The organism is Aliidiomarina indica, assembly GCF_015354615.1.
GTDB classification, from domain to species: Bacteria; Pseudomonadota; Gammaproteobacteria; order Enterobacterales; family Alteromonadaceae; genus Aliidiomarina; species Aliidiomarina indica.
Genome location: NZ_JACAVQ010000004.1, coordinates 159,247 through 179,798 on the forward strand (window position 1 = coordinate 159,247; position 20,552 = coordinate 179,798).

A 20,552-nucleotide genomic window follows, 5' to 3' on the forward strand; every position below is an offset into this window, starting at 1 on the left:
TAGCTGACGTCAGCACAGAGGTTTGATGCATGCAATTTCCCACGGGATGTCTTGCCCACCTTCCAGAGCACGGTACATGGAAGGCCGTATCGGTGGGACGGGATTTAGCAAATGCAACCTGGCGCATCAGCAATGGTCAGCTCCAATATCTAGTGAAACAATACGCCCATGATGCGGCCTTTGGCCGCGTCACGGGTGATACGGTTATGCTCGATCGAGCATTGGCGGCGAGTGGTATTGCTCCCGATGTGATTTGGTCTGATACAGAGCAGGGTGTCTGTGTTTTTCGTTGGATTGATGCAACCACCATTGCTGATGAGTTTGATCCGATCAAGCGCGCCGACCTGTTAGGCCGCACTCTTGCCCGTATTCATCTGGAAACACCTTCTGGCGCGCGCTGGAGTTTGCGCGAGCGCGTGGAAGAGTACTGCAAAACACTCGAAAAGTATCATCCAAAAGCCGCGCAGCAAGCGCGCGATGATTGTGCAAGCTACGACGATCTATTTCAGCGCTGGGAACAGGGTCCGCATGTCTTTTGTCATCATGATCTAAACGCTGAACATGTGTTTCTTCTAGAACAGCCACAAGTGATTGATTGGGAATATGCCGGCTATGGACATCCCGCCTTTGATCTCGCGTCTACATTAGTAATTAATGATTTATACGATGACGAGATAGATACGCTACTCGATAGCTATTCGCAGTTTTCTGAACATCGGATAGAGCGCGATGAGTTGCGCGATTGGGTGCGCTTAGTTGCCTTGGTGAATCGTATTTGGTTTAGTGTTCAAGATGCCATTGCACATGCGCAAGAGAACAGCCAGAACGCAAGGGAGCCGCACCATGAGCAAGCACAAACGGGATATTAGCGAAACACTGTACCAGTATCTTGCAGAGGATGAAGATGCGCGGGTATGTAAAGACATCCCCGAAGATGCGTGTTCAGAGCAACCGAAAGCCTTCATGTTGCATCTGTGGTCGCTTACCTTAACCAAGCTCGGTGATTCTCTGGTGAGTGCTCGTTTGATTCTGCCGTGGATGCTCTCGGTGACCGGGGCCCCTGCTTTCTTTATCAGCATGTTAGTTCCGCTGAGAGAATCGTTGGCGCTGTTGCCCCAATTGTTTGTTGCCCAACGCATGCGTGAGCGCCCGCTACGAAAATGGTTTTGGGTGGCCGGATCCATCGGGCAGGCGATCGCCTTGTTTGCAATTGTCGCCGGCTTATTCTGGCTAAATACGGAAACCCAGTTAACGCCGTTAGGGTTTGGCTGGTGGGTGATCGCTTGGCTCACAGTGTTTAGCTTGTCTCGGGGCGTTTGCTCGGTGGCAATGAAAGATGTCACCGGAAAAACGATTTCTAAAACCCGGCGTGGGCGCCTCACCGGATTAGCTGCCACGAGCGCCGGATTTATGACCCTTGCTACCGCATTATTGATTATTTTTGCCCCCGAGGTGGAAGGAACCATGGGCTTGTTTGTGTTGCTGTTCGGTGGCGCAGGCATGTTGTGGTTAGTCGCTGCGTGGAGTTTTGCGCTGCTGCCGGAAGTACCGGGGGCAACTCAGGGCGGTGGAAATGCGATTACCGAGGCGATTAAATCACTCTCCTTGCTTTGGCGTGACCGTCAGTTTGGGGCCTTCGTGGCAACCCGCGCACTGCTCGTGTCCTCTGCTTTTGCTATTCCCTACATTGTGGTTTTAATTCAGCGAGAAAGCAGTGGCGCCCTTACGGGGTTGGGAAGCCTCATGCTCGCAAGTGGCGCTGCGGGTATGCTAGCCGGACGTTTCTGGGGTGTTTGGTCGGATTCGGCGAGTCACCATGTGATGGCGGCCGCGGCATTTATGGCCTCGTTAGTGATGGTGCTTACGCTCGTGATCGCCGCATTATCAGCGCCGCTTTTGGGGCATGTGGTGGTGGGTGGCGCGATTATTTTCCTTGCGGCTGTGGCCCATCACGGTGCGCGCGTTGGTCGCAAGACCTATCTGGTGGATATGGCAAATCAAGAAAATCGTGCGCAATACACGGCAGTGAGCAATACCGTGATCGGGATTATTCTGCTGTTGGGGATTCTACTCGGGGTGCTGGATGAATTTGCTGGCACCCATGCGGTACTTACCTTACTGGTTTTCATTGGGTTGATTGCGGGCTACCGTGCCCTGCGTTTGCCAGCGGTTGAGTAGCAACCGAACAATTGCTTGGTTACTGGCTCTGGCCACGGATTTTCTATATAATCCGCGCCGTTCTGGCACTGAACTTACGATTCAGCCAGCTAAGAGAAGGTAATAACTATGCAGTATATTTGTGCGGCGCTCTACAAGTTCGTAGAGCTCAATGACTTTGAAGATATTCGTCAGCCATTGTATGACGTGATGGCGCAGCATGAGGTGAAAGGAACACTCCTGTTAGCGCGAGAAGGTATCAATGGCACCATTTGTGGAACCCGCGAAGGGGTTGACGCCACTCTCCAGTTTTTGCGAGACGATCCGCGCCTTGCAGACTTGGAACATAAAGAATCACCTAGCGAAACCCAAGCGTTTTATCGTACCAAAGTGAAGCTCAAAAAAGAGATTGTCACCATGGGTATGGATTGGATTGATCCGAAAAACGTGGTGGGTACTTACGTGAAACCGGAAGATTGGAATGCGTTGATTCGCGACCCAGAAGTACTGGTGATTGATACGCGCAATGACTACGAGTACGCCGTAGGCACTTTTGCAGGCGCGGTCAACCCAAAAACTGAAACATTTCGGGAATTCCCAGAGTATGTGAAGGCCCATCTTGATAAAGAAAAACATAAGAAAGTGGCGATGTTTTGCACCGGTGGCATTCGTTGCGAGAAATCCACTGCCTATTTAAAAGAGCTCGGTTTTGATGAGGTGTATCACCTCCAAGGCGGCATTCTTAAGTACTTAGAAGAAGTGCCCGCAGAAGAGAGCACATGGAATGGTGAGTGTTTCGTATTTGACCAACGGGTCACTGTGAAGCACGGGCTTGAGCAGGGCAGTTACGATCAATGCTATGCGTGTCGGATGCCGATTACCGAGGAAGAAAAAGCCTCAGACAAGTATCAAAAAGGGGTAAGTTGTCCTCATTGCTTCGATAAAACCACACCGAGTCAGAAAGAGCGATTTGCTGAACGCGAACGCCAGATTGAGCTAGCCAAGCAGCGCGGAGAAAAGCATATTCGCGACGGCCGCCTTGAAGGTTAAGCGCCCCTAGATGCAGAAAAAGCGTGCCCCTGAGATTCAGTGGCACGCTTTTTTTATTGGGAGTTGCTTATCCTAAGTAGGCATTCAGCATCCACGCGGTTTTTTCTTGTTCTTTAATGTAGTCGCTCATTAACGAGGCCGTCCCTTCATCATTTGCGTCACTGGCCAATTGCAGGATATCTCGTTGCAGGGCAATCACTACCTGATAGCTGTCGAGTATTTGCTGAACGCACTCGCGCCCTTCATGCACATCTTTTGCTTCTTTAATCTGGCTTGATTCCAAATAGCTTGAATAGGCATGCCGTGGCCGTTGACCTAGCGTAAGAATGCGCTCTGCAACTTCGTCAATTTTTAGCAACAGGTCATTGTAGGTCTCTTCAAATTTCACATGCAGCTCAAAGAATTTTTCGCCTCGCACATTCCAGTGAAATCCGCGCACGTTCATATAAAATATTTGATAATTAGCCAATAACTGATTGAGCTTATCAGCTAACGATTTTGCGCTTTCGGTTTTGAGTCCTATTACACTTAACTGTGTCATTGTTGAATCTCCTTGTGTCAGTCTATGCCATTAGCTTAGCAAAGCCCTGCCAGAAAGATATTGATCTAAATGAATCATTCCGTTCGCTTTTATCAATGCAGCCGTTCTGTTTCAAGAACCACAATAATCGGGTCGTGGTCAGACGCTCGATAGGGTGCTTGCGAATACCATGCCTGCCGTTGCTCCGGCGTTTTTTGCCCGAACGGATATTCAAATGCAACGGGCTCATCGGCGTTTACATGCCAATGCCGCAAACCTCGCACTGCGTCTTTGATCGATTCATGAGCAAGTATGTGATCAAGGCTCCCTTTTTCACCGCGAAATACATAGGAGTAGCCTTCCGGCTCAAATGTCTCTGCGAGATTGAGGTAGCCGAAGTCGGCGAGTTTTTGTATCGGATCTTCTTGTGCATACGCGTTAAAATCGCCTAAAACAACATAGTTCTGGTGATTGATGCTAAGAGGATTGCTCTCAAGCCAGCGAACAAGCTCCTCAGCAGCTTGTGTACGAAGAGGGTTCCAACAACCTTGCCCATCGCCTTGATTGGCATTTATATCGTCGCTAGCGCGCGGACAGCTGCCCTTCGATTTAAAGTGATTGGCAACCACAGCGACTTCTTTGTTGGACGCCAAGACTCGGAAGTTCTGTGCCAACGGCGGACGACTCCCCCAGTTAAAGGCACCTTCTGTGGTCCAACGAAGAGCACTGATGGGCTCTACGCGGTCGCGGCGATAAATGAGCGCTTGCGTAATCGCATCGCCACCCACTCGCGGGGCATCGGCGCTGCTAAATGCATACACATCGCTGCCGATGGCTTGGTTGAGGCCCCGAGTAAGATCTTGGATGGCGCTAGTGCTATCAAAGCCATCGTTTTCCATCTCCATGAGCGCATAGATATCACCATCCAAAGCAATGATGGTGTTAATGATGCGCACCCGCTGCCGCTCAAACTCGGCAGGCGTTTCAGCACCGCGTGGGGTAGGGAATCCGCCGCCTTGGCCATCGCCGTTAAAGTAATTGAGCACGTTGAAAGCGACCACGCGAAGATCCCCCTCATCGAAGGAAGGCACTTCCGGACGCGGATTGGTGGCTTCAAAATGAGGCTCGGCTACCGGGTGGAAATGGAAATTGCGCCCTTCGATAACAAACACACCCTCTAAGTTGGAGACGGTATCGCCAGTTCTTACAGGTCGTTCAATATGTAGCCCAGGTGCCGGGTAGCGAACCGTTTCTGGATACTCCTGCTGAGAACCATCGTCGAGCACAAAGCGGCGCGCGTTGTTCAGCGCTGCTAATTGTGCTGCTTCTGCGCCGGGGCTAACCACTTGGGTCGGTACCCAGAGTCGTTCGCTTGCGACATCGAGGGTTCCAAATCGGGCTAATTGGTAATGACCGATGACCGTCAGCGGCGGCTCGATGCGTACCCGCTGAAACAGCACGTCAGAAAGTGATGCATCAGCGCTAAGCGGAAAATCAATAGCTGTTGTGGTCACCGGTTGATTATTGGCGCATACGGTAAAGTGACGCACATCGGTTAGTTTATAATGACCTTGATAGGATGCGACTGTGCCGGTTACGCGAACCCGATCGCCTACTTGAACCTCCGTCACATCGTGATTCTCGCGGACGAACGCAGCGCCAGAATCACTCTGAACAAAGAGCCCAGAAAGCTTATCTTCCCCCAGAAACTCGCCATGAACCGTGGCTTCAATGGCAATGGTTTGGCCAACGCGAGAGCCTAAATTGGCAAGACCAATACTCGCCTCGCCGCATTGCCCGTTGATTTCCGAAGCATCTGATATGGCTGATGGGTCGTCACTACATGCGCTGATCAGCAAAAGCGCACTGAAAGAGATGAAAATACGAAATTTAGTCACGGTGGCGTCGCTCCGGGTGAATAACATGGGTGGCTTTGATGCGTTCATCTGCATAACAGCCGAGAACTTTAATAAAACGGGTCATCGACTTGAGTTCCTTCACCGCAGCTTGCCATTCAGAGCTTTGCTCATGGATGGCGATATCAATGTAGAACAACTCTTCCCAAGGGTTGCCGGGCATCGGGCGAGACTCAAGTTTGATCAGGTTTAATTCATGCTGGCGCAAAATAATCAGCGCATCAGCGAGGGCGCCAGGATGGTTGTGGGTGGCCATAATGACGCTGGTTCGTGCTGGAAGCTGATGTGGGACTTTTACCGGCTGCCGTTGCACCAAAATAAAGCGGGTTTGGTTTTCAGGTTGATCGGCCAAGTTGTTAGCAACCGCGACTAAACGAAATAGCGCCCCACCACTTTGCGAACCAAGCGCTGCAACGCCGGGCTCTTTGCTCAGGGCCACTTTCTCCATAGCATGGGCCGATGATGGGCAGGCCACAATATTGACGTTGTCTAAATGACTTAGGTAGCGTGAACATTGGGCAATGGCCTGAGGATGCCCATACAAGGTGGTGATGGGGGATTCTTCATCGCCCTCCCGCACCAGAATTTGGTGCTCCACCGAAAGGTAGGTTTCCGCGACAATATGTAAATCAGTATGCCGCAGTAAATCGTATACTTCGTTGATGGAGCCGGATGTGGAGTTCTCTATCGGTAAAATACCAAGTGGCGTGCGACCATCTTCGACCGCGGTTAGCACATCCCGAAAGGTTTCACAGGATAGTCCTTGTAGGTGACATTGACGGCGTCCCGCGTACCCTTGCGCGGCTAAATGGGAATAACTGCCAGCGGTTCCTAAATGGGCAATATGCAGGGTTCCAGTGCCCTTGCCTTGCTGAATCCACGCTTGTTGCATCAACACCGAGTCTTCAATAATGATGTGATAAAGGCGCGTTAAGTAACCGGGATCTAAGCCTAACTCAGCGCCTTGTTCCATTAATTGAAGTAGCAGTGATGCTTCGCGCTCGGTGTCGCGAATTGTGCTGGCTTGGGTGGCTTTGCTTTGTGCTACGGCTAGAGCTACATCGCGACGTTCTGCCAAACATTGCAGAATGCGCGAATCAATCGCTTCAATTTTCTTTCTAAGTTCTTTCAGATCCATCAATCGACCTACTACGTTTACTGTCGCGAACTGAACACTATCACTTATTTACGCTCATTTTTCTATCTCTACGGGATCGTTTATAGTGCGCTACTGCAGGATTTTTATAGAAACACGCGTTAAAACCCGAAGGAGTAAGTCATGAGGCATCTGAAAGTAGCTGCAGCACTAGGAACCAGCCTGATTTTTTTAAGTGCATGTGGTACTGAGCAAAGCCAAGAAGCGGACGCGTCCGAGGTGCAGTCGCCCCAGACTCAGTTTTTTTATCAACTTGCCACCTTGTGTGGGCAAGCCTACGCCGGTGAGCGCGTGGTAGCTCGCCCAGGACGCGATTTACTTGAAGGCGATGAAGCACTGATTGTGCATTTTCGGGAGTGTTCGGAGAATCGAATTTGGGCACCCTTTCACATAGAAAAGCCTGAAGATAACAGTTGGGATCGTTCGCGTACGTGGATTTACACCTTACATGACGACCATATCGAACTTTATCATGATCATCGCCATGCAGATGGCACGCCGGAGGACGACTCAGGCTATGGTGGCAACACGGTAACTGCAGGAAGCCCTGATCGACAAATGTTTATCTATACGGCCCGAACTGGCGAACAGGGTGAAGTACTCGGTTGGCGCATCGAAATTGTGCCAGGTGAGCGTTACACCTATGGCACCATGGCCGATGGCGATTGGACCTGGCGTATCGATTTCGATTTATCACAACCGATTGAGCCTCCACCCGCGCCTTGGGGTTATGAAAAGGGCGAGTAGTCAGAAAGAGTCGACCGAGCCTGAATCGAGGTTCGGTCGCTGATAACCACCAATCTTCCCTTGTGGCGAGAGTACCCACTGCCATAACTGAATGTCCCGCGCCCGAAAAGCGCCGGCACAGGAAAGCAGGTAATAACGCCACATCCGATAAAAGCGGTCGCCATACTCGTCTTTGAATTGGTGCCAATGGTTCTCAAAGTTTTTATGCCACGCCATGAGGGTGCGGTCATAATCAGCACCAAAGTTATGTAAATCTTCGACGACGAACAAGCCTTCGGCAGCACGGCTGATCTGTTGTAATGCAGGCAGCTCGCCGTTCGGGAAAATATACTTGGCGATAAATGGGTCGGGCATGGTGTTGGCGCGATTGCGCCCTATGGTATGCAACAGGGCTAAGCCATCTGCCCGTAAGCAGCGATGGACCACGTCGAAAAAAGTCCGGTGATTTTTCGGACCGACGTGCTCGAACATACCTAAACTCACTACCCGGTCGGCCTTTACATCGAGGGAACGATAATCTTGCTCATGAATCTCGATGGGGTAGTCGGCGCAAAGCTCACGAGCCAGAGCCGCTTGCTGTTTTGAGATGGTAATGCCAACACACTCAACACCATAATGCTCCGCGGCGTAGCGCATAAAACTCCCCCAACCACAGCCAATATCGAGAACTTTCATGCCAGGTTGAAGTTCGAGCTTACGGCAGGTTAGCTCGAGTTTATCTTTCTGTGCCTCTTCTAGATTGCTCGCCTGTTGCCAGAAGCCACAGGTGTATGTCAGTCGTGAATCCAGCATAGCTTGGTAGAATGAGTTGCCGAGATCGTAATGAGCTTGCCCTACCTGCCACGCGCGTTTACGGCTTTGTAAATTGAACCAGCGGTTTTTCAGGGTGTGCCACAAGAGCCGACCGGGGCTCACTTGTTCATGCACATCGTTGCGTAGTAAACGAAAGAAAAACTCATCCAGCGCATCGCAATCCCATTCTCTATCCATATAGGCTTCGCCCAATCCGAGATTGCCTCGCGCCATGGCTTGGGCAAGCGCACGGTCACTGTGCAACTTCATATCCCAAGGTCGTTCTCCATTTACTTCAATATCCGCTGTTTTTAGCAAACGTTCCGCAAGACGATAAGAACTACTCATGCAAATAACCCTTTAGCTGCCGAATTTAATTTTTATGTAGTTCAAAAATAGCAAATTTTTCGGTTCTTGCTGCTCTTTTCCGTCGATTTGCTGAATTTCGTATTTATAAATGACGCGTAATTCGGGATAATGCCCGCCATTGTGTCTGTAATGTCAACGCAACGTGGGTCTCTCAGTGGGAAAAACAACGATTATTGCGATCGCAGGACCGTCTGCCTCAGGAAAGAGTTTATTCGCCTCTACTGTGTATCAGGAGCTGGTGGCTGAACTGGGTGGCGAGCGAATTTCAGTGCTTTCAGAAGACGCGTATTACCGCGATCAAAGCCATTTATCACTAGACCAACGGGTGTTAACAAATTACGACCATCCGAGTGCGTTTGAACATGAGTTACTCACCAAGCACCTGCAACAATTGCGCGATGGCAACGCTGTAGATATGCCTCAGTACAGCTATAAAGAGCATACCCGGTTGGAGCAAACCATTCAGGTAACCCCAGCGCGGGTTATTTTAGTTGAGGGAATCCTCCTCTTATGTGATCCTCGATTACGTGAGCAGTTTGATATTTCAGTATTTATGGATACGCCGTTGGATATCTGTTTGTTGCGCCGCATCAATCGAGATATTGAGCGCCGAGGGCGATCGTTGAGTTCAATTACCGAGCAATATGAGAACTATGTTCGCCCCGCATTTTTTGAATTTATATTTCCGTCGAAGCAGTTTGCGGATCTTGTGGTGACCCGAGGCGGTCAGAATGAGATCGCGATCGATATAATTAAAACAAAGATTCGTCAACTTCTAGCGGAGTAGCGGACCCGGGTAAGTTAAGGGATATACAATGATAAGCCTAATCGGCATGGCGTTTCTGCTTGCAGTCGCATTTGCTTTCTCAACAAAACGATCGTCCATTCGTTGGCGCACTGTAGGCCTCGCGTTCGCGCTACAAGCTGGGTTGGGAGCCTTTGTGCTTTACGTTCCTCTTGGCCAAGATTTACTCGGTGGCATCGCTTTCGGGGTGGCGGCCGTAATCGGCTATGCAGGTGACGGCATTAGTTTCCTATTTGGCGATCTGGGTAACTATTCGCAGGGCTTTATCTTCGCGATTCACGTGCTAAGTGTCATTGTATTCTTCTCCTCCTTAATTTCTGTGTTGTATCACATTGGCATTATGACCCGTGTGATTAACTTAATCGGTGGTGCATTACAGAAATTGCTTGGCACCAGCCGTCCCGAGTCAATGTCTGCCGCGGCAAATATTTTTGTCGGCCAAACGGAAGCGCCATTAGTGGTGCGTCCATTTATTCCTAATATGACCCGCTCAGAGCTTTTCGCCGTAATGGTAGGCGGACTCGGTTCGATCGCAGGGTCGGTACTGGCCGGTTATGCCGGTTTAGGTATTGAGCTGAAGTATCTCATCGCGGCTTGCTTTATGGCGGCGCCCGGGGCCTTGTTAATGGCCAAAATTATTGTTCCGGAAACAGAAGAGCCGAATAACATCATCGAGAATGTGCCCACAGAAGAGCGTCGTGCAAATGTAATTGATGCGGCTGCATCGGGTGCGTCGAGCGGGATGCAGTTAGCCCTGAACGTCGGCGCAATGTTGTTGGCTTTTGTGGCTTTAATTGCCTTAGTCAATGGTGTTTTAGGCTTTGTAGGCGGCTTCTTCGGTTACGACGAGCTGACCATGCAAACAATTTTTGGCTTTATTTTCCAGCCGTTAGCTTTCGTTATGGGTATTCCATGGGCTGAGGCGCAACAAGCGGGTAGCTTTATAGGTCAAAAGCTCGTCATTAATGAATTTGTTGCTTATCTCGATTTCGCTCAAGTGAAAGATGAAATGAGTATGCAGAGCCAGGTCATTATTACCTTTATGCTCTGCGGTTTCGCCAATTTCTCGTCCATTGCCATTTTGTTAGGTGGATTAGGTGGGATGGCCCCGAGCCGACGTAAAGATATTGCAACGATGGGTATGCGGGCGCTGTTAGCTGCTACGCTAGCAAACCTAATGAGTGCTTGTATTGCTGGCTTCTTTTTCGCGCTGGCAGCTTAGTGATTCAACGGGGTGTGGTCTAAAATCAGATCACGCCTGAAGCAAAGAGGGATGAAGGTATGAAATCGGTGGTTATTGGTTTATTTGTGCTGATATTTGCCTCAACCATGGGCAGTGCGCAAAGTAGTGAGCTAGACACGGAAAACCCGTTTCGTATGCTCGAGCAGATTGCTGAACGGATGACGGCCCGTATCGGCGAAGAGCGTTCACGGATTGAAGCGAACCCGAATTATCTACGTACCATTATGGAAGAAGAGCTGCTGCCTTACTCTGATTATCAGTTTGCAGCTCGTTCTGTGCTGGCGCGTAACTGGCAGCGTTTAAATGAAGATCAGCAAAAAGAATTTGTTGAAGTTTTCCGGGAATATCTGATTACCACTTATGCACGCGTGTTTACTCAGTTTGATGAGAGCAAGCACAAACTTAATTTCGCGCGGGGTGGTGATTACGAAGGTCAGCGTCGTGTTGTGGTGCGGGCACAGCTGGTTGAAGAAGGTGGGCGACCACCGATTCGCCTCGATTTTCACATGCAGCGGCGCAATCCAGAGGCACCTTGGATGGCCTTTGATTTAGTCGCCGAAGGTGTGTCGATGCTCAATACTCAGCAGGCTGAGATGCAGGCGTCATTAAGACAAAATGGCATTGATGGCACCATTCAATTATTGCGCGAGCGGGCCAGTGTTGACATTCGTCTCGATGAAGACCTCGACGTGTCTGACTTTACCAACTAATCGCCAAACCACATCTCAAGCTCAAAGCCTAATAAGTAACTACCTAAGCGGGGTTCATTTAACTCACGACGAGGCCAATGAATCCCGCCATAGGTTTCAAGAAAGAGCCAGTCTCGCAACCAGCTTCGACGATGAATAATGCGAAACCCATAGTCACGGACGGGTACGTCCATTTTGGTTTCTCCGCGCCAGAAAAATTCAACGGCCATCGCGCGCTCGGGGGCATAAATATGGTAGCTCGCGATACTGGAGCGCCATCGATAGCCGTCAATACGTTCCGCTCGGGTGACATCCATACTAAGTCGATTTAACCACTCTGAGTTCGGGCTGTTTTCCCAATCGAAGCGCTGATTCGCGCCAAAACCGTCACTATTTCGCCAGAACAAACTACTGCGACTGCGAACTTGGTTGTAATCATTAAATCGATATTGCTTGAGGTACCGTACTTGGGTGTAGAGGTCGGCGCGCAGTCCGCCGCGAATACCCGCGGATACGGAAAAGCGACTATCTTCACCCCGGCTCGGATCAAAACCTAAGCCGACAATCCATTCTTCATTTCCAGTTTCACGGCGAATAACAGAGCCTTGGCGATGCGTATCCTCACCCGTAACAAAGTCGTCAAAATCAACCCGACCGACAATCGCGGAAAAGCGTTCTTCGGTATTTGGAAGGGTAAACTGGGCGCGAAAACTTGAGCGTACTTTCCAGCCCTCATATTCGCTCCACTCGGGGCCTACTGAGAGGCGTCCGCGGGAGCCAGGGGCATCGTCGAAGGAGCGAGAATCGCCGAAGAATTGATCGAACCAACGTGCGGTTGCGTCAACAGAATCCTCAACCCCATCCTGAATAGTATCGAGCCAGCCAAGGTCTAACTGCCGTTCCGGCGCGTCGTCTTCTTCTGGTTCTTCAGCGACTGAGAGGGGGGTTAGCAAGTAGCCTAAAATCACCAAAAAAGTGAGGCTTCGCATACAACGCGAGCGTGCTTTATCTGTGACGTAGGCATTCCGGTGCATAGTGCTCTCCCAGCAAATTTTCTCACTCAGATTGCATGATCATAGCTGAAACGTCCAGATAAGGTTAATCGAATTTTGTGTAAACACAGGCAGGGGTGACGCATGGTATACTACGGGCGTTTATCAAATCATGACTAACGTGAAGCAAATAATGAGCGAGGGAACATGAGCAGACATTACGATTACCTGAGTATTGGTGCAGGCAGCGGTGGCATTGCATCGGCGAATCGAGCCGCTATGCGAGGCGCCAAAGCAGCAGTCATTGAGGCCAAAAAGGTCGGAGGTACGTGCGTTAATGTCGGTTGTGTTCCGAAAAAAGTGATGTGGTATGGCGCTCACATCGCCGAGGCGATCAAATATAGCGAAGCGTATGGATTTCAACTCGAACAAAAAGGCTTTGATTGGGCAACATTGGTAAAGAATCGAGAAGCCTATATTGAACGAATTCACGGAGCCTACCATCGCGGTTTTGCTGGGAACGGTGTTGAGTTTATCGAAGGCTATGCGCGATTTGTCGGGCCGAACGAGGTGGAAGTCAATGGGGAGCGCATTAGTGCCGACCACATCACCATCGCCGTGGGTGGACGCCCAACCATTCCTGCTATATCAGGGGCTGAGCACGGAATAGATTCCGACGGCTTTTTTGCCTTAACTCACCAGCCAAAGAAGGCCGTGGTTGTGGGCGCTGGCTATATCGCTGTTGAGATTGCCGGGGTATTAAACGCGCTAGGAACGGAAACACATCTACTGGTGCGTCATGATCGTCCACTGCGGGGCTTTGATCGTGACATTATTGATACATTGTGTGATTTGGCTTTGCGCCACGGACCGACCTTGCATCAGTATTCTGAAGTGAAATCTGTGGTTAAGGAAAGTGATGGTTCGCTAACAATTACCACCTTGAGTGACGAAACGATTCGCGATGTGGATTGTTTGGTGTGGGCTATTGGTCGTGAACCTGCCACCGACGGCATCGGCTTGGACGTTGCTGGCGTGGAAACCGATGATGCGGGTCATGTCCGCACAGACGCTTATCAAAATACCAATGTGCAAGGCATTTACGCAGTGGGCGATATTACCGGTGAGGCGCAACTCACTCCAGTCGCCATCAAAGCGGGCCGTTTATTAGCGGAGCGTCTTTTCAATAAAGATATGCCCGACGCTCACATGGATTACAGCTTAATTCCTACGATTGTGTTTAGTCACCCGCCTATTGGCACCGTTGGCTTGACCGAAGTAGAAGCGGTGGAAAGCTATGGCGAAGATCAAGTGAAAGTGTATAAATCCGGCTTTGCTGCCATGTACAACGCGATTACTCCGTACCGTGAACTCAGCCATTTTAAATTGATATGCGCAGGAGAGAACGAGAAAGTAGTTGGCTTGCATGGCATTGGCGAGGGCATGGATGAAATATTGCAAGGATTCGCTGTGGCTATGAAAATGGGCGCAACGAAAGCGGATTTCGATGCCACGGTAGCGCTCCACCCGACGAGCGCAGAAGAATTTGTTACCTTACGCTAAACCTTACGCCCCGCAGAAAAGAACCCAGTGGCGTCCGCCGCTGGGTTCTCACACGTCCCTGCTATTGCCGAGTTCTCGGGTCGTCGCCTGCATGGATATAATGAATTAACCAAGGCCCCTGAGACGTTAATTGAATGATCGTCTGCCCTTCTGCAATGGCATAGTGGCGCATTTCGGGAGGCATAGAGATATAGGATCCCGCGGTAAACGCGTGCGTTGATTCAGTATCAATAGTGTCTCCTTGACCTAACTTAAAGGTGCCCGACAGCACGGTAACTCGCTCCACGTTTGGGTGCCAGTGTGGGGCGATAATAAAGCCATCGGGTAGCTTCAAGCGCATTGTAAATATGCCTGTTTGCGATGGGTCACCTTCGAGTACGGCGTATTTAGCACCTTGTTCTAACGATGCCGGTCCCTCTAGCCATTGAACAGATTCCGTTGTAAATGTGATGTGATGTTGCGCATCGTTACCGCTATTTTCATGGTGGTCGTTTGCATAACTCGTGAACGCCAACATGAGTAGGGCAATCGCAACTGAGCTTATGCTAGGTTTCATGCTTGTTTCTCCACTGTGTTTTGAACACGCAGGACATGTGTATTCCCTGTTGCAAAACAGCCTGTTTGAAACTACGCAGGATCTAAAATTTAGTTATACAAACCGCTTGCCGCAAGGTGAATACGGGGAATTTGCATTTCACTCGTGCGCCCTTATTCGGTTAGACTGGTGATAATCCCACGAGCTATTCAAGGAAAATTCACATGGCAACGAAAACCAAAATAGAGGTGGTGGGATGGGAGCGTGAACAGCACTTTGCCTTTTTTAATGCTTTTGAAGAACCCTTTTTTGGGCTCACAGCGGAGGTTGAGTGCACCGGGCTATATATCAGTGCCAAACAGAAAAAGCAGTCATTTTATCTGCGCTATTTACATGCAGTGATGACGGTGGTGAATGCCATTGATGCGTTTAAACTTAGAATTGAGGACGGAGATGTTTATCGATATGAGCGCATTGATGTCAGTGCCACGGTATTGCGCAGCAACCATACCTTTGGCTTCTCATATATTCCTTACCATGAACACTTCGAACAATTCGCAGAGGCAGCTAAACGGGAGATTGAGCGAGTTCGTACTAGTGAGGCGTTACTTCCATCGAATGGCACGGATAACGTCGTGCACTTCTCCGCTATACCTTGGGTGAAGTTTACTAGCCTGTCTCACGCCCGCCCGTTTTCACGACTCGACAGCTGTCCGAAAATTAGTGTGGGTAAGTTATTTAAACGAGATGGTCGTTGGTTTCTGCCGGTGGCACTGCATGCGCATCATGCGTTAGCGGATGGATATCATGCGGGGCAGTTTTTTCAGCGCTTAGAAGCGTTACTCTCGGCAGCATAACAAAAACGTCCTTCGAAAAGGACGTTTTTGTTTGGTCAACTTATTCCGGCAGGATGGCGTTGTGGAAGACGCGCTGAACGTCGTCACAATCTTCTAGCATATCCAACAATCGCGTCATCATCGGCATATCGTCGGCGCTGATTTCCATCGTGGTTTGTGGGATGAACTGAATCTCTTGCACCTCAAACTCTAATTCTTGGCCAAAGGCTTCGGTTAACGCATGTTGCGTTTTTGCGTATTCGGTATGTGGCGCGAAGACAGTGATCAGCCCATTCTCAGACTCGACATCAGTGACATCGACGTCGGCTTCCATTAAGGCTTCAAGTACCGCGTCTTCATCGTCTCCGGCAAAACTAAAAATCGCACAGTGATCGAACATATGTGCAACCGAGCCAGGGGCACCTAGTTTGCATTTACTTTTTGTAAAGCAGTTGCGTACTTCGCCGATGGTACGATTCGGATTGTCGGTTAAGCACTCTACAAGCACCATGCAGTTGCCGGGGCCAAAGCCCTCATAACGGGCCGTGGAGTAATCCTCGCCGCCCACACCACTGGCTTTATCAAGGGCATTTTGAATGACATGTGCAGGCACTTGGTCTTTGCGCGCGCTATCGATAAGTCCACGTAAAGAAAGATTCGCGCCAGGGTCGGTGCCTCCTTGCTTGGCAACAACATAAATTTGCCGACCATATTTGCTATAAATCTTACTTTTTGTGGCGGCGGTTTTTGCGATCGATTCTTTACGGTTTTGATAAGCGCGACCCATAATTTCGATTCCATGTCATCTAAGATTGAGAGTAGATGCAGGATTTTACCCGTGCGCGCGAAAGATTCCTACGGTTTCTATAAAATTACTTCTCAAACCAATATTGGTTAAATTATAATCCGCCAACTTCAACGCCACAGCCTTGTGGCAGCTTGATGTTCAATGGGGTCTTCTTAAGTTCCGTACTGACCGATTCGGTCGTCGTTGAGTGTTGAGTAATTGCATGACTACGTTTAATCCATGTGTAACGTGCGGCGCCTGCTGCGCAAGTTTTCGGGTGTCTTTTTATTGGGCAGAAGGAGATGATGCACCAGCGGGTTTCGTGCCCCATGAACTCACAGAGCAGGTGAATTCATTCTACCGGTGTATGCAGGGCACCAATAGTCCGACGCCCCGATGCGTCGCACTCGAGGGTACGATTGGCGAGTCTGTTGGATGCCGGATCTATCATAATCGACCGACCCCTTGTCGGGAGTTTGATGCAAGTATTGATCACTCAAACTTGCGCTGCGACCAAGCGCGGGCAAGATTTGGCATGTTACCGATAATTCAAGTGCAGGAAGTGGCATAATAGGCAGAAACTCGCGCTTTTTACTGTTGTGATAATTCATTACTGCTAGTATGATTTTTGTTCATCCGAGAAACTGTGCTGTTAGTCGTAAACTGAGGGGATTCCCCTTGTTGTCCGACCAGTATGTTTGTAGGCTAGACTGATCATTTTTCGCATTTTGAAGCAACGGACACTGTCCATGTTGCCCAGATAGGGACGGATAGCCCGTTGTACATATATAGCCCACACCTTATGAATCGATTTTGTCGCGTTTCGCTACATTTGATGGCACTTTGCTGTGTTGTCGTGAGCATTACCTTCACATCGGTGCAGGCCAAAGCTAATCCAAACGCGGAAAATCGCGATATAGCGATTGAGCAAGCGCTTGACCAGTTGCTCGGTCCGGGCATGCATCCGTTAGAGTCCGATGAATTTCACCGTCTACTTGCAACCGTTTCCGATTCAACCCCTGTACTAACCTATGTGCGGGCTTGGGGCTACCGAGCTCTTGAATTAGTGCACGCGGAACGTGATTCAGAAGCAGCGCTTGCCTTAGCAGAACATATTCTCGAGCGTGCCTTACCGACAAATAGCAGCGTTGCCATTGCCGAGGCCTACGCCATTAAAGCGGAAGTATTAGCTGAAAGTAACCAGCGCCAACGGGCGATTTCCGCCATTGTCGATTTAGATCAATGGTTGCCAGAGGTTACCGACGAACGTGTATTATTTTTCGCCCACAATGTCGCTGCCCGTATTCTGCATCAGGCCCAGCAATTTGAAGATGCGCTGGTGCATTATCTAGCGGCACAAGATGCTATTGCTCTGAACGATGGCGCTCAAACATTACGTCGAAGACAGTTTCTTAATCTTCATATCGCCCGTTTACAAACGGAGCTTGAGCATTTCGATTCAGCCATGGAACTCGTTGAGGCAACTCTTGAAGAAGCGAAACGAGAGCGCGTATTCCACCGTATTCCTGAATTATTACTATTAAAAGGCTACTTGCAAGGCAACTTGCCAAACCATGGTGCGCGCGCGAGTTTAGCTACCTATGGGCAAACAATTGAATGGGCGGAGCGTTTGGGTGATAGTCGTCGACAAGTGGTTGCTCGCAACAATATGGGCTCGGTGCACATTCAACTGGAAGAATACGAGGAAGCGCGAGCGGTGTTACTTGAAGGGTTAGCTCTGGCTCAGGCGCATGGCTATGTGACGGAAATCTATTTTATAGAATTTAACCTAGCCGATATTGATGTAAAACGAGGCAATTATAGCTACGGCATCGAGCGCATGCAGAGTTTGATTGCCACCATGAAGCAAGCCGATCGTCCTCGAGATTATGCGGAGATGTTGAGCTATTTAGCGACAGCGTACCGCTTAGCAGGCCGCTATCGCGAGCAAGCAGAGGCACTAGAGGAATTACTGCAAATACGTCAGACAATTTTCAGGTCGGAACGTGACCAAGCTCTGTCAGAATTACAAACACGTTTTGAAGCGCAGGAAAAGGCCCAGCAAATCGTGTTGCTGCAACAAGAAAATGAAGTGCAATCACAACGCATCGCGAATGCCAGTTTGCAACGCCTCATTGTGTTCTTGTTTGCGCTGAGCGTTATTTTGGCTGCCCTGATGCTGTTCTTCGCCTACCGTGCGGCACAGCGTACGAATCGCGTTTTAAGCGAAACAAATCAAGATTTAAAAGAACAGAATTTGCGGGATCCACTAACCCAGTTGGCGAATCGCCGAGCATTACAACTGGCGTTGAGTGCGTATACTCAGAAGGCGCCTAGCGATGAATCTGCAGCGTTAATTCTGATCGATATTGATCATTTCAAAACCATTAATGATAGTTATGGACACGCAGCGGGTGATGCTGTGCTAACGTCCATTTCGCAGCGCTTGCTTCGCTTTATCCACAGTGATGATCTTGTGGTACGTTGGGGCGGCGAGGAATTTGTGATCTTTATTCCGAATACCCGCTCTCGGGATCTACAGGCGTTTACCCGAGATTTATTAGCGCTGTTTGCGTCCGAGCCGGTCACATTTGAACATCGAGATATTAAGGTAAGTGCTACCGCGGGTGTGGTTGATTTGCCACTGAGAGGTACCACGCTTGCCCATTGTAGTTGGGAGCAATCGCTCCGCCTTGCTGATTCCTTGCTCTATCTAGGAAAGCTACATGGCCGCAATCAGGCTCACTATCTGCGCGGACTCCATGTGCCTTTTGCAGAGGTCGAGGAGCAGCTATTTAATGATTTTGATGATGCGAACTCTCAAGGCTGGCTTGAAATTGAATCGATTCCAAGCCCCGTTCCAGTAAAACGTTAACTTCTATTCTTTTTCTTGACTCGGGCATAACCGACCAATTCACCCAATGATGGGATTGGCTGCATTGCGTAATTTGTGTTCAAGGCACATGCTAGAGTAATCCCTATCATGAACGAGGTATGCACGATGATAAAAAGAATAATCTGCTTAGTCGCGCTAATGGCGATATCGATTCCCCCCGCCTTTGCGGAAAAAGTGGCACTTGTCGGTGGACGTTTGATTGACGGCTATGTCAGCGCTCCTTTAGTTCGTAGCGTGATTCTAATTGACGATGGCATCATTCAAAAAGTTGGCACGGTAGACACACTACCGGTGCCTGAAGGCTATCGTGAAATCCCCATGTGGGGGCACGATGTTATGCCGGGTCTGTGGGAAAATCATGCGCACTTACAGCTCGTAGGCCACGCCGATTACATTCACTGGCAGGCTGAATACGCAGATCGATTTGTCGACGAAATTATGCCTGCGGCAGCGCTGCAATTATTGCTTGCCGGGGTGACAAGCGTCCGTGATTTAGGGGCGCCTTTAGACGATTCCGCTGAAATGAAGCGAAAAATTGCAAGCGGTGAAATTCCAGGGCCAAACCTATATGTGTCCGGGCCATTCTTGCAACATAAAGTTGATGACTGGCAGGCGAATTACCGCTGGCGCGTTACCAGTGTGAGCGATGCCCGTGCCAAAGTACAAAGGTTGCACGAAGCCGGCATGGATATCGTCAAATTAATTGAACACGATGAAATGGAGTTTGACGTCGCCCAAGCCATTGTTGATGAAGCCCATGAACGGGGAATGGTCGTGGTCGCGCACGCGCATCGACCAAATGAGATTCGCGTGGGCTTAGAGCTAGGTGTGGATAATTTCGAGCATACCGGACTGACAACAGCGCCAGGCTACCCGCAAGATATCTTGGATGCATTAAAAGAGCGCACCGCTCGCGGAATTTTCGACGGCTTGTTGTTCTGGACACCGACCGTTGAAGGTTTGTGGAACTACCAACATACCGTGGATAACCCCACACGTTTAGACGACCCCTGTTGGCATGAAGGACTTGCGGACGACACCATCGCTGATATTCGCGACTCCGTTCGGCACCCAGCTAAGCTAGGTTATACCCAGCTTACGCCGCTACGTCGCGGCACCTTAAAGAATAAAATTAACCAACTCAAAGAAACCGGCGTGGTGATGTTGGTAGGTACCGATTCCGGTATTCCGATGAAGTTTCACTGCCAATCGACCTGGCAGGAAATGGCGTTCTGGGTTGATGAAATGGGCTTTGATGCACAAGAAACGATTCGTGCAGCTACTTACTGGCCCGCAGTTATGATGGGCGTCGCCGACCGCTACGGTACGGTATCGGAAGGCAAGGTGGCGGATATTGTTGCCGTACGCGGTGATGTGTTGCGCTATATCAACCTACTACAACGGGTCGATTTTGTGATGAAAGATGGTGTGGTGTACAAGCAAGATGGACAAGTAAATCGAGCAGCGCTCACGCGATAGCTACACAATCACGCAATAAT

General features: G+C 49.8%; 19 protein-coding genes. 12 read left to right on the forward strand and 7 right to left on the reverse strand.

Features of this window, described 5'->3' with window-relative positions:
* Positions 1-29: 29 nt before the first annotated feature.
* From HXZ99_RS07975 to trhO, 3 genes are all read left to right on the forward strand, one after another.
* Complete coding sequence (locus HXZ99_RS07975) at positions 30-869, forward strand: phosphotransferase (protein ID WP_194756760.1); 840 nt, start codon at positions 30-32, stop codon at positions 867-869.
* Positions 844-2,178, forward strand: coding sequence for an MFS transporter (locus HXZ99_RS07980; RefSeq protein ID WP_194756761.1), 1,335 nt, complete (start codon positions 844-846; stop codon positions 2,176-2,178). The genes HXZ99_RS07975 and HXZ99_RS07980 overlap by 26 nt, the downstream gene beginning before the upstream one ends.
* Before the next feature lie 108 nt (positions 2,179-2,286).
* On the forward strand, positions 2,287-3,207 hold the full coding sequence (trhO, locus tag HXZ99_RS07985) for an oxygen-dependent tRNA uridine(34) hydroxylase TrhO (protein WP_194756762.1): 921 nt from the start codon (positions 2,287-2,289) through the stop codon (positions 3,205-3,207).
* 67 nt (positions 3,208-3,274) lie between these two features.
* Here trhO and HXZ99_RS07990 read toward each other — a convergent pair whose 3' ends face one another.
* The 3 genes from HXZ99_RS07990 to HXZ99_RS08000 form a co-directional block, all read right to left on the reverse strand.
* Complete coding sequence (locus HXZ99_RS07990; RefSeq protein WP_194756763.1) at positions 3,275-3,748, reverse strand: Dps family protein; 474 nt, start codon at positions 3,746-3,748, stop codon at positions 3,275-3,277.
* Between the two features lie 92 nt (positions 3,749-3,840).
* Positions 3,841-5,625 carry an ExeM/NucH family extracellular endonuclease gene (locus HXZ99_RS07995; protein WP_194756764.1) on the reverse strand — a complete coding sequence of 595 codons (1,785 nt, stop codon included), beginning with the start codon at positions 5,623-5,625 and terminating at the stop codon, positions 3,841-3,843.
* Positions 5,618-6,781, reverse strand: coding sequence for a chorismate mutase (locus HXZ99_RS08000; RefSeq protein WP_194756765.1), 1,164 nt, complete (start codon positions 6,779-6,781; stop codon positions 5,618-5,620). The genes HXZ99_RS07995 and HXZ99_RS08000 overlap by 8 nt, the downstream gene beginning before the upstream one ends.
* A gap of 141 nt (positions 6,782-6,922) precedes the next feature.
* Here HXZ99_RS08000 and HXZ99_RS08005 point away from each other — a divergent pair, with 141 nt between their 5' ends.
* Positions 6,923-7,546, forward strand: coding sequence for a hypothetical protein (locus tag HXZ99_RS08005; RefSeq protein ID WP_194756766.1), 624 nt, complete (start codon positions 6,923-6,925; stop codon positions 7,544-7,546).
* Here HXZ99_RS08005 and cfa read toward each other — a convergent pair whose 3' ends face one another.
* Complete coding sequence (cfa, locus tag HXZ99_RS08010; RefSeq protein WP_194756767.1) at positions 7,547-8,686, reverse strand: cyclopropane fatty acyl phospholipid synthase; 1,140 nt, start codon at positions 8,684-8,686, stop codon at positions 7,547-7,549. It lies immediately after the preceding gene.
* 175 nt (positions 8,687-8,861) lie between these two features.
* Here cfa and udk point away from each other — a divergent pair, with 175 nt between their 5' ends.
* The 3 genes from udk to HXZ99_RS08025 are packed head-to-tail and all read left to right on the forward strand — an operon-like array spanning position 8,862 to position 11,465.
* Entirely contained in the window at positions 8,862-9,494 is a 633-nt protein-coding gene (gene udk, locus HXZ99_RS08015) for a uridine kinase (protein ID WP_194756768.1), read from the forward strand.
* Positions 9,495-9,522: 28 nt separating this feature from the next.
* Positions 9,523-10,734 (forward strand): NupC/NupG family nucleoside CNT transporter, encoded by a 1,212-nt coding sequence (locus HXZ99_RS08020; RefSeq protein WP_194756769.1) that lies wholly within the window; start codon positions 9,523-9,525, stop codon positions 10,732-10,734.
* Between the two features lie 59 nt (positions 10,735-10,793).
* Complete coding sequence (locus HXZ99_RS08025; protein ID WP_194756770.1) at positions 10,794-11,465, forward strand: MlaC/ttg2D family ABC transporter substrate-binding protein; 672 nt, start codon at positions 10,794-10,796, stop codon at positions 11,463-11,465.
* On the opposite strand, the gene HXZ99_RS08030 is transcribed toward HXZ99_RS08025, so the two are convergent.
* On the reverse strand, positions 11,462-12,478 hold the full coding sequence (locus tag HXZ99_RS08030) for a hypothetical protein (protein WP_194756771.1): 1,017 nt from the start codon (positions 12,476-12,478) through the stop codon (positions 11,462-11,464). The genes HXZ99_RS08025 and HXZ99_RS08030 overlap by 4 nt on opposite strands.
* Positions 12,479-12,643: 165 nt before the next feature.
* Here HXZ99_RS08030 and gorA point away from each other — a divergent pair, with 165 nt between their 5' ends.
* On the forward strand, positions 12,644-13,999 hold the full coding sequence (gene gorA, locus HXZ99_RS08035) for a glutathione-disulfide reductase (RefSeq protein WP_194756772.1): 1,356 nt from the start codon (positions 12,644-12,646) through the stop codon (positions 13,997-13,999).
* A 61-nt stretch (positions 14,000-14,060) separates the two neighbouring features.
* On the opposite strand, the gene HXZ99_RS08040 is transcribed toward gorA, so the two are convergent.
* On the reverse strand, positions 14,061-14,555 hold the full coding sequence (locus tag HXZ99_RS08040; RefSeq protein ID WP_228517797.1) for a cupin domain-containing protein: 495 nt from the start codon (positions 14,553-14,555) through the stop codon (positions 14,061-14,063).
* A 203-nt stretch (positions 14,556-14,758) separates the two neighbouring features.
* On the opposite strand from HXZ99_RS08040, the gene HXZ99_RS08045 reads away from it, so the two are divergent.
* Positions 14,759-15,391, forward strand: a complete 633-nt coding sequence (locus tag HXZ99_RS08045; RefSeq protein WP_194756773.1) for a chloramphenicol acetyltransferase — start codon at positions 14,759-14,761, stop codon at positions 15,389-15,391.
* 40 nt (positions 15,392-15,431) lie between these two features.
* On the opposite strand, the gene HXZ99_RS08050 is transcribed toward HXZ99_RS08045, so the two are convergent.
* The gene (locus HXZ99_RS08050; protein ID WP_194756774.1) at positions 15,432-16,157 is read right to left on the reverse strand and encodes a YebC/PmpR family DNA-binding transcriptional regulator; all 726 of its coding nucleotides are present in this window, start codon (positions 16,155-16,157) and stop codon (positions 15,432-15,434) included.
* A gap of 223 nt (positions 16,158-16,380) precedes the next feature.
* Here HXZ99_RS08050 and HXZ99_RS08055 point away from each other — a divergent pair, with 223 nt between their 5' ends.
* The 3 genes from HXZ99_RS08055 (at position 16,381) to HXZ99_RS08065 (ending at position 20,532) form a co-directional block, all read left to right on the forward strand.
* Positions 16,381-16,728 carry a YkgJ family cysteine cluster protein gene (locus tag HXZ99_RS08055; protein ID WP_194756775.1) on the forward strand — a complete coding sequence of 116 codons (348 nt, stop codon included), beginning with the start codon at positions 16,381-16,383 and terminating at the stop codon, positions 16,726-16,728.
* A 285-nt stretch (positions 16,729-17,013) separates the two neighbouring features.
* On the forward strand, positions 17,014-19,032 hold the full coding sequence (locus HXZ99_RS12365) for a GGDEF domain-containing protein (RefSeq protein ID WP_194756776.1): 2,019 nt from the start codon (positions 17,014-17,016) through the stop codon (positions 19,030-19,032).
* 126 nt (positions 19,033-19,158) lie between these two features.
* Positions 19,159-20,532 carry an amidohydrolase family protein gene (locus tag HXZ99_RS08065; protein WP_194756777.1) on the forward strand — a complete coding sequence of 458 codons (1,374 nt, stop codon included), beginning with the start codon at positions 19,159-19,161 and terminating at the stop codon, positions 20,530-20,532.
* Positions 20,533-20,552 lie beyond the last annotated feature (20 nt).